General features: G+C 67.7%; 9 protein-coding genes and 1 pseudogene. 8 read left to right on the forward strand and 2 right to left on the reverse strand.

What is annotated here, in order from left to right:
- The first annotated feature begins 37 nt into the window (after window positions 1-37).
- The gene (locus tag ACWDUN_RS12125) at window positions 38-1009 is read left to right on the forward strand and encodes an NAD(P)H-quinone oxidoreductase (protein WP_449928770.1); all 972 of its coding nucleotides are present in this window, start codon (window positions 38-40) and stop codon (window positions 1007-1009) included.
- Here the strand turns inward: ACWDUN_RS12125 and ACWDUN_RS12130 are convergent.
- Window positions 1006-2202: a cysteine desulfurase-like protein gene (locus ACWDUN_RS12130; RefSeq protein WP_449928772.1), complete on the reverse strand. Its 1197-nt coding sequence runs from the start codon at window positions 2200-2202 to the stop codon at window positions 1006-1008. The two genes, ACWDUN_RS12125 and ACWDUN_RS12130, sit on opposite strands and share 4 nt — an antisense overlap.
- 251 nt (window positions 2203-2453) lie before the next feature.
- On the opposite strand from ACWDUN_RS12130, the gene ACWDUN_RS12135 reads away from it, so the two are divergent.
- The 6 genes from ACWDUN_RS12135 (at window position 2454) to ACWDUN_RS12160 (ending at window position 6994) form a co-directional block, all read left to right on the forward strand.
- On the forward strand, window positions 2454-2951 hold the full coding sequence (locus ACWDUN_RS12135) for a bacterial proteasome activator family protein (RefSeq protein ID WP_449928774.1): 498 nt from the start codon (window positions 2454-2456) through the stop codon (window positions 2949-2951).
- Window positions 2952-2957: 6 nt separating this feature from the next.
- On the forward strand, window positions 2958-3761 hold the full coding sequence (gene wzt, locus ACWDUN_RS12140; RefSeq protein ID WP_449928776.1) for a galactan export ABC transporter ATP-binding subunit Wzt/RfbE: 804 nt from the start codon (window positions 2958-2960) through the stop codon (window positions 3759-3761).
- Window positions 3754-4656 carry a galactofuranosyltransferase GlfT1 gene (gene glfT1, locus ACWDUN_RS12145; protein ID WP_449928778.1) on the forward strand — a complete coding sequence of 301 codons (903 nt, stop codon included), beginning with the start codon at window positions 3754-3756 and terminating at the stop codon, window positions 4654-4656. The genes wzt and glfT1 overlap by 8 nt, the downstream gene beginning before the upstream one ends.
- The gene (gene wzm, locus ACWDUN_RS12150; RefSeq protein ID WP_449928780.1) at window positions 4653-5483 is read left to right on the forward strand and encodes a galactan export ABC transporter permease subunit Wzm/RfbD; all 831 of its coding nucleotides are present in this window, start codon (window positions 4653-4655) and stop codon (window positions 5481-5483) included. The genes glfT1 and wzm overlap by 4 nt, the downstream gene beginning before the upstream one ends.
- Window positions 5484-5574: 91 nt before the next feature.
- Window positions 5575-6195 carry a hypothetical protein gene (locus ACWDUN_RS12155; protein ID WP_449928782.1) on the forward strand — a complete coding sequence of 207 codons (621 nt, stop codon included), beginning with the start codon at window positions 5575-5577 and terminating at the stop codon, window positions 6193-6195.
- Window positions 6196-6208: 13 nt separating this feature from the next.
- Window positions 6209-6994 (forward strand): alpha/beta fold hydrolase, encoded by a 786-nt coding sequence (locus ACWDUN_RS12160; protein WP_449928783.1) that lies wholly within the window; start codon window positions 6209-6211, stop codon window positions 6992-6994.
- A gap of 1 nt (window position 6995) precedes the next feature.
- Here the strand turns inward: ACWDUN_RS12160 and ACWDUN_RS12165 are convergent, their stop codons facing one another.
- Window positions 6996-7610, reverse strand: a complete 615-nt coding sequence (locus ACWDUN_RS12165) for a DUF3887 domain-containing protein (RefSeq protein WP_449928785.1) — start codon at window positions 7608-7610, stop codon at window positions 6996-6998.
- A gap of 160 nt (window positions 7611-7770) precedes the next feature.
- Here ACWDUN_RS12165 and ACWDUN_RS12170 point away from each other — a divergent pair.
- Window positions 7771-7943, forward strand: a pseudogene (locus tag ACWDUN_RS12170) (IS481 family transposase); the annotation flags it as partial.

Here is a 7943-nt window from a genome sequence, read left to right on the forward strand (position 1 = left end):
TAATCGTACTTTCGGCAGGCGGAGTAGCCTAGCTCCAATGAGAGCCATCGTTGCGGTTTCAACCGAACGTATGACATGGCAAGAAGCGCCTGACGTCGCAGCTCACGAGGGTGAAGTGGTGATCCGGGTGGCCGCCGCCGGGGTCAATCGGGCCGACCTGCTACAGGCCGCCGGTAGCTACCCGCCGCCACCGGGCGCCAGCGAGATCATGGGCCTGGAAGTGTCGGGCACCATTGTCGAGGTCGGCGCCGGCGTGCACGGCTGGTCCGTGGGCCAACCGGTCTGCGCTTTGCTGGCAGGTGGCGGCTACGCCGAATACACCGCGGTCCCCGCCGCCCAGGTGCTGCCCGTTCCCGACGGTGTCGATTTGCACACGGCGGCCGCGCTGCCGGAGGTCGCCTGCACCGTCTGGTCGAATCTGATGATGACGGCGCGGCTGCAGCCGGGCGCGTTTCTGCTCGTCCACGGCGGTGGCAGCGGTATCGGCACCCATGCCATCCAGGTGGCGCGGGAGCTGGGCGTGCGGACCGCCGTGACCGCCGGATCGGCCGAGAAGCTGGCCCTGTGCGCCGAACTGGGCGCCGATCTCACCATCAACTACCGCGACGAGGATTTCGTCGAGCGGGTGCGCGAGGCCGGCGGAGCCGATGTCATATTCGACATCATGGGCGCCAAATACCTCGACCGGAACATCGACGCCCTGGCCGACGGCGGCCGACTGGTCATCATCGGCATGCAGGGCGGTATCAAGGCCGAACTCAACATCGCCAAGCTGCTCGGCAAACGCGCCGGGGTGATCGCCACCGCGCTGCGGTCGCGCCCCGTCGACGGGCCGGACGGCAAGGGCGCCATCGTCGAACAGGTGCTGCAGAATGTCTGGCCGCTGGTCTCCGCGGGCAAGGTGCGACCGCTGGTCGGCGCCGAACTGCCCGTCACCGATGCCGCCGCGGCGCACAAGCTGCTGACCGACGGAAGCGTGACCGGCAAGGTGCTGTTGCGGGTCAGCTAGCCCAACGAGGCCAGCACCCGCACCAACTGGTCGACCTCGGCCGCGGTGCTGTAATGCGACAGCCCGATGGTCACCGCCCCGCCGATGTCGTTGACGCCCAGGGCATCCAGCACCCGCGAATGCGCACTTGAGCTCACCAGCACACCGTTGTCGGCCAGTCGCTGGATGACCCGCTCGGCGGGCACCCCGTCCACGGCCAGGCTCAGCACCGGGATCCGTTCGGCCGGGCTGCCCAACACGATCACCCGCGGCAGCGACCGCAGCGAGGACAGCAGATAGCCGAACAGCCGATCCATGTACGCGGCCGACGATTCCATCGACACCGCCAGCCGTTCCCGGCGCGACCCGGTGGCCGACTCGTCGAGATTGGCCAGGTACTCGATGCTGGCCACCACCCCGCCGAGCAGTCCGTACTGGTGGATACCGGTCTCCAGCCGGGCCGGCCCGGTCGCGTGCGGATCCAGCGACACAGAGCTGAACTGGTCGATGACGGCCGGATCGCGGAACACCAGCGCGCCGATCGGCGGACCGCCCCACGCCACGGCGTTAAGCGCCACCACATCGGCGTCGATGTCGTCGATATCGATCATCCGGTACGGCGCGGCTGCGGAATGGTCGACGATCACCAGGCCGCTGTTCTCGTGCACCAGCTTGGTCACCGGGGTCAGATCGGTGACGGTGCCCAGCGTCGCCGACGCCGAGGTGATGGCCACCAGCCGGGTGGGGCCGGTGATCAGGCTCTCCCACTGATAGGTGGGCAACTCACCGGTCTCGATGTCGACCTCGGCCCATTTGACCTTGGCGCCGTAGCGGTTGGCCGCGCGCAGCCACGGGGCGATGTTGGCCTCGTCGTCGAGCCGGGAAAGAACGATCTCGTAGCCGAGCCCGACTCGGACCGATGCAGCATCGGCCAGCGAGGTCAGCAGGACGGCCCGATCGGCGCCGAGCACGACACCGGACGGGTCGGCCCCGACGAAGTCGGCGATGGCCTGCCGGGCCGCGGCCAGCACGGTGGCGCTGCGGCGCGCGGAGGGATGCGGACCGGTGGCGACGGGCTTGGAACCGCGGAACGCCGTGGACACCGTGGTGGCCACCGAATCCGGCAGCAACATCCCGTTCGGCGCGTCCAGATGCACCCAGCCGTCGCCCAACGACGGATGCAATCCACGCACCCGGGCAACGTCGTACACCATGTCAGCCACCTTAGAACGTCTGTGAATCGCACAGACGGACACACATCGGGTTGCAGATCCTGCCGCGCTGCAGGACCCGGCCCGGATCACTTCGACGGTCATACTAATGCAGGCCCCTCGGCGTCAGGGGGCTGATCACCGGTGTTGTTGCTGGTGCTCGTGGGAGCAACGGGGGGCGGATATCCGGTGCTGACCTGGACCGTCGCCACAGCTCGGAGACACCACGACCGGGGGGACTAGTGTCGCTAGGCATGACGATCAACCCCGACGACGACAACGTCGAAATTCTGACCGGCGACGCGGCAGCCGCCGACGCCGACGACGACAAGGCGTTGACCGACCTGATCGAGCAGCCGGCCAAGGTGATGCGGATCGGCACCATGATCAAACAGCTGCTCGAAGAGGTGCGCGCCGCACCGCTCGACGAAGCCAGCCGCAGCAAGCTGGCCCAGATCCACAGCAGCAGCATCCGCGAACTGGAGGAGGGGCTAGCCCCGGAACTGCGCGAGGAATTGCAGCGTCTGACGCTGCCGTTCAGCGATGACGCCGTGCCCAGCGACGGTGAGCTGCGCATCGCCCAGGCCCAGTTGGTCGGCTGGCTGGAGGGCCTCTTCCACGGCATCCAGACCGCACTGTTCGCCCAGCAGATGGCCGCGCGTGCGCAGCTGGAGCAGATGCGTCAGCTGCCGCCGGGCATGGCACCCGGGCAGCGCGGTCCGTCGCACCCGGGCACCGGGCAGTACCTGTAGCCGCCCGTGTCGGACAGCCCGTTCATCTCCACCGACAACGCGTGGGTGGAGTTCCCGATCTTCGATGCCAAGTCCCGGTCGCTGAAGAAGGCGTTCCTCGGCAAGGCCGGTGGCACCATCGGCCGCAACGAATCCAACGTGGTGGTCATCGAGGCACTGCGCGATATCACCATGACCTTGCAGATGGGCGACCGCGTCGGACTGGTGGGGCACAACGGCGCCGGCAAGTCGACCCTGCTGCGGTTGCTGTCGGGCATCTACGAACCCACCCGCGGGTCGGCGACGGTGCGCGGCCGGGTGGCCCCGGTGTTCGATCTGGGCGTCGGCATGGACCCGGAGATCTCCGGATTCGAGAACATCATCATCCGCGGGCTGTTCCTCGGCCAGACCCGTAAACAGATGCTGGCCAAGGTCGACGAGATCGCCGACTTCACCGAACTGGGCGACTACCTGTCCATGCCGCTACGCACCTACTCCACCGGTATGCGGGTGCGCCTGGCGATGGGTGTGGTCACCAGCATCGACCCCGAGATCCTGCTGCTCGACGAAGGCATCGGCGCCGTCGACGCCGAATTCATGAAGAAGGCCCGCACCCGGCTGCAGGATCTGGTGGCCCGCTCGGGAATCCTGGTGTTCGCCAGCCATTCCAACGAGTTCCTGGCCCAACTGTGCACATCGGCCATGTGGATCGATCACGGCACCATCCGGATGACCGGCGGGATCGAGGAAGTGGTCGGCGCCTACGAGGGTCCGGATGCGGCCCGGCACGTACGCGAAGTGCTCGAAGAGAACTCGCGCGCCGATGGCTGACACGGTTGTCGCGGTGATCGTCACGCACCGCCGGGTCGAGGCGCTCTCGGTGTCGTTGGACGCCGTGTGCACCCAGACCCGTCCGCCCGACCATCTGATCGTCGTCGACAACGACGACGACGCCGCGGTCGCCGAACTGGTGGCCGCCCAGCCGGTGCCGACCACCTACCTGGGCTCGCGCCGAAACCTCGGCGGTGCAGGCGGTTTCGCGCTCGGCATGTTGCACGCCCTGGCACTGGGTGCGGACTGGGTGTGGCTGGCCGACGATGACGGGCGGCCCGCGGACGACTCGGTCCTGGCCACGCTGCTGGGGTGTGCGGCCCGGCATTCGCTGGCCGAGGTGTCGCCGATGGTGTGCGATCTCGACGATCCGAGCCGACTGGCCTTCCCGCTGCGCCGCGGTGTCGCCTGGCGCAGGCAGGTGTCGGAGCTGAGGGTCGACGGGTCGGACGACCTGCTGCCCGGGATCGCCTCGTTGTTCAACGGCGCGCTGTTCGCCGCGACCACGCTGGAGGCGGTCGGCGTCCCGGATCTTCGGCTGTTCATCCGCGGCGACGAGACCGACGTGCACCGCCGACTCGTGTTGTCCGGCTTGCCGTTCGGCACCTGCCTGGACGCGGCCTACCTGCACCCGCACGGCGCCGACGAGTTCAAGCCGATCTTGGGCGGGCGGATGCACACCCAGTATCCCGATGACGCCGCCAAGCGCTTCTTCACCTACCGCAATCGCGGCTATCTGCAGGCGCAGCGCGGACTGCGCCGGTTGATCCCGCAGGAATGGGTGCGCTTCGGCTGGTTCTTCCTGGTGACCCGGCGGGACCCGGCCGGACTGCGCGAGTGGCTACGGCTGCGCAAGATGGGCCGGCAGGAGAAGTTCGAGAGGTACAACAGGTGACAGTGATCGACGCCGCCGCCCAGTCCAAGACGATGGCCCGCGCCTGGGGTGACATGGCGGCCGGGTTCGGCAAGCGCGAACTGTGGTTGCACCTGGGCTGGCAGGACATCAAACAGCGTTACCGGCGCTCGGTGCTCGGCCCGTTCTGGATCACTATCGCCACCGGCACCATGGCCGTGGCACTCGGCGGGTTGTACTCCAAATTGTTCAAACTCGAACTGTCCGAGCACCTGCCGTATGTGACGCTCGGCCTGATCATCTGGAATCTGATCAGCGCGGCCATCCTCGAGGGTGCCGACGTGTTCGTCGCCAACGAGGGACTGATCAAGCAACTCCCGACGCCGCTGAGTGTGCACGTCTACCGACTGGTGTGGCGGCAGGTGCTGCTGTTCGCGCACAACATCATCATCTTCGTGGTGATCGCGATCATCTTCCCGCAACCGTGGAAGTGGACCGACCTGGCCTTCATCCCGGCGCTGCTGCTGATCGTGCTCAATTGTGTCTGGGTGGCACTGGTTTTCGGCATCCTGGCCACCCGGTACCGCGATATCAGCCCGCTGTTGTTCAGCCTGGTGCAGTTGCTGTTCTACATGACCCCGATCATCTGGAACGACGAGACGCTGCGCACCCAGGGCGCCGGCGGTTGGGCCAAGATCATCGAGTTCAATCCGCTGCTGCACTACGTCGACATCGTGCGGGCACCGCTGCTGGGCGCCGACCAGGAGCTCCGGCACTGGATCGTCGTGCTGGTGTGCACGGTGCTCGGCTGGATCTGTGCGGCCTTCGCGATGCGTCAGTACCGCGCGCGCGTGGCGTATTGGGTGTAAGCACTTCCACCTCTGCGGGATTCGTCGGCGTCATCCGGCGGTCATCTGTATGCCATCGGCGATTCGGTTGCGCGGCGTTCAATGGCTTTCCATGACCGACACCGTCACTCCCGAGAACACCGCGAACACCGCAGCTCCTGCTGCCGACAACTTCATCGACGCCGAGATCGTCCCGGCTTCCGACATCGAAGCCGTTCTCGACCACCGGGCCGTCGCCCTGCGTGCCGCGCTGGGACGCCAACTCGACGCCGGCCAGGACCTGACCGGCCAGCTGGTGGAGGCGGCCACCGACGCGGCCGCGGCGGTCGTCGAATCACCGGCGGCAGTGGTCGCCGCCATCCGCAGCGGTGCCACCCTGCCCGCGGCGCTGGGCGAGACGAACGAAGCGGTCCAGGACGCCGTGCTGGTCGCGGGCGGTCGCATCCGCACCGCCGTCGGCGCCTACGCCAACCGGCAGTCGCCGCTGCCCAATGCGGTGATCACCGGCGCCGCCGAGGTGGCCGGCGCCGTGGTCCGGGCGCAGGGTGAACTGGTGTCGAGCGCCGTCGACGGCGTGTTCGAAGTGGCGACCACCGCCAGCCGGCGGGGCGATCTGCGTGATGCCATCGACCGCGAGTGGAGCGAGTTCAACGCCTCCGTGGTGTCCGCCCGCGAGGCGGTCGAAGCTCGTGTCGCGGTGGCGCGCCGGTCGATCCGGGACGCCATTTCCTGAACAATCGCTGCCCGTGAGCATCTCTGTGGCAGCACCCGATGGCACCGAACTCGTCGCCGAGGTGACGGGTTCGGGGCCGCCGGTGGTCTTCGTGCACGGGTCCAACGGCGGCCTGGAATCCTGGGCGGATATCGGCGCCCGCCTCGGCGGCTACCAGATCATCCGGTACGCGCGCCGCAATCATCTGCCCAGCGGCGTCGGCCCGGCGCCCAACAGCTTTGCCGCCGAGGCCGATGATCTGCAGTCGGTGTTGGGCGCCGTCGGCCGCGCGCATGTGGTGGGGGCGTCCTACGGCGCGACGGTGGCGCTGCACGCCGCGCTTTCCGACAGCAGCCGGATCGCCTCGCTGGCATTGTTCGAGCCGCCGCTGCTGCTGACGGGCGCGCATCTACTGCCGGTCATCGACGAGTACCAGAGGCTGTTCACCACGGTGCGATACGCCGACGCGTTGGAGCTTTTCCTGCGCGAAGCCGCCCGCATCCCCGCCGATGTGCTGGCCGCCGGTCCGTCGATTCCCGACGATCCGGTGGCGGCGATGAGCGCGCTGGCCGACCTGGAGGCGATGGCCGGTGACGACGGTGGCCCCGAGCGCTGGGCCGCCGTCGATGTGCCGGTGCTGCTGATGGAGGGCGGCCAGAGCTGGTCGCCGCTGCCCGAAGGCATCGACGAATTGGCTGCGGTGTTGCCGGCGGCCCGGCGGGTGCGCTGGGCCGAGCACTCGCATTTCGCGATGGCGACGGCGCCGGAGTCGGTGGCCGAGGCGTTGCAGGAGTTCCTGGACGGGCCGGCTGCCGGCTGACTCAGTTGGCGGCTGCGTCGGGGTTCAGGATGTAGAGCCCGGCAATTGTCCGGTCGTCACGGAAGGTGATGCGCGCGACGAAGTCACCGGCCTCGAAGTTCAACGGCGTGTCGGTGGTGGTGAAGTCGCCGGCCCGGGTGGCCGCGGTTTCGCCGTGGCGTTCGTAGGCTCCGGCCAATCCCACGATGTGCGCCCAGCCCTCGGCCAGGCCCTCGTCGGTGAGCCGGTCGGACATCGTGGAGTCGAACCGAGCGCTCACCTCGGCCCACCTGGCCTGCACCAGATCGTCGATGACGGTGCGGGCCAGCTCGTCGGCCCCGGGGAGTGCAGTCGTGTTCATGGCTTCTCCTGTTCGTGGATCGATCGGTTTGCCGTACCGCTGGAAGGCGGCCTGTCGGGACACACCCAGCACGTCGCCGACCTCCTGCCAGGTGCGACCCGCTGCGCGCGCCTGCTGTACCGCCGCGCTCATCAGCGCCTCGGCCTCGTCACGGATCTCGTCGGCGGCACGCACCAGGTCGAGCGGATCGTCGTCGGCATCCAGCAGCGGCGCGGCGAGGATCCGGCCGAGTTGACGGTGGAGCCGCTGCCCTGCTGCCGTAAACGTATCGGGCATATGTCAATATATGCTTGACGTTGATAGATCTGTCAAGGAGTGCTTGACGTCGATCGAATTGTCACATGTTATGTCTCAAGACATCGGTGACAGTTCTGCATCAGGACATCGGTGGCACTTTGAGGGGTCTCGGTGGTGACACTTCTGCCTCGAGGCTTGGGTGGTGGCTGTCAATGAACCCATCGACCCTCGTGTCCGCCTGGCGATCGCCCAGTGGCCCGACGACGCGCCTCGCGGAGCGGTCTCGACGTTCTGTTCCGAGCATGGCATATCTCGAAAGTCGTTCTACGAGTTACGTAAACGGGCCATGGCGGACGGGCCGGCCGCGGTGCT

Source organism: Mycobacterium sp. NPDC003323 (assembly GCF_053589535.1).

Bases quoted from the DNA above. Each gene is read 5' to 3' on its own strand.
- ACWDUN_RS12125 (WP_449928770.1), top strand. From the start codon at position 38: ATGAGAGCCATCGTTGCGGTTTCAACCGAACGTATGACATGGCAAGAA.
- ACWDUN_RS12155 (WP_449928782.1), top strand. From the start codon at position 5,575: ATGACCGACACCGTCACTCCCGAGAACACCGCGAACACCGCAGCTCCT.
- glfT1 (WP_449928778.1), top strand. From the start codon at position 3,754: ATGGCTGACACGGTTGTCGCGGTGATCGTCACGCACCGCCGGGTCGAG.
- ACWDUN_RS12165 (WP_449928785.1), bottom strand. From the start codon at position 7,610: ATGCCCGATACGTTTACGGCAGCAGGGCAGCGGCTCCACCGTCAACTC.
- ACWDUN_RS12130 (WP_449928772.1), bottom strand. From the start codon at position 2,202: ATGGTGTACGACGTTGCCCGGGTGCGTGGATTGCATCCGTCGTTGGGC.
- ACWDUN_RS12135 (WP_449928774.1), top strand. From the start codon at position 2,454: ATGACGATCAACCCCGACGACGACAACGTCGAAATTCTGACCGGCGAC.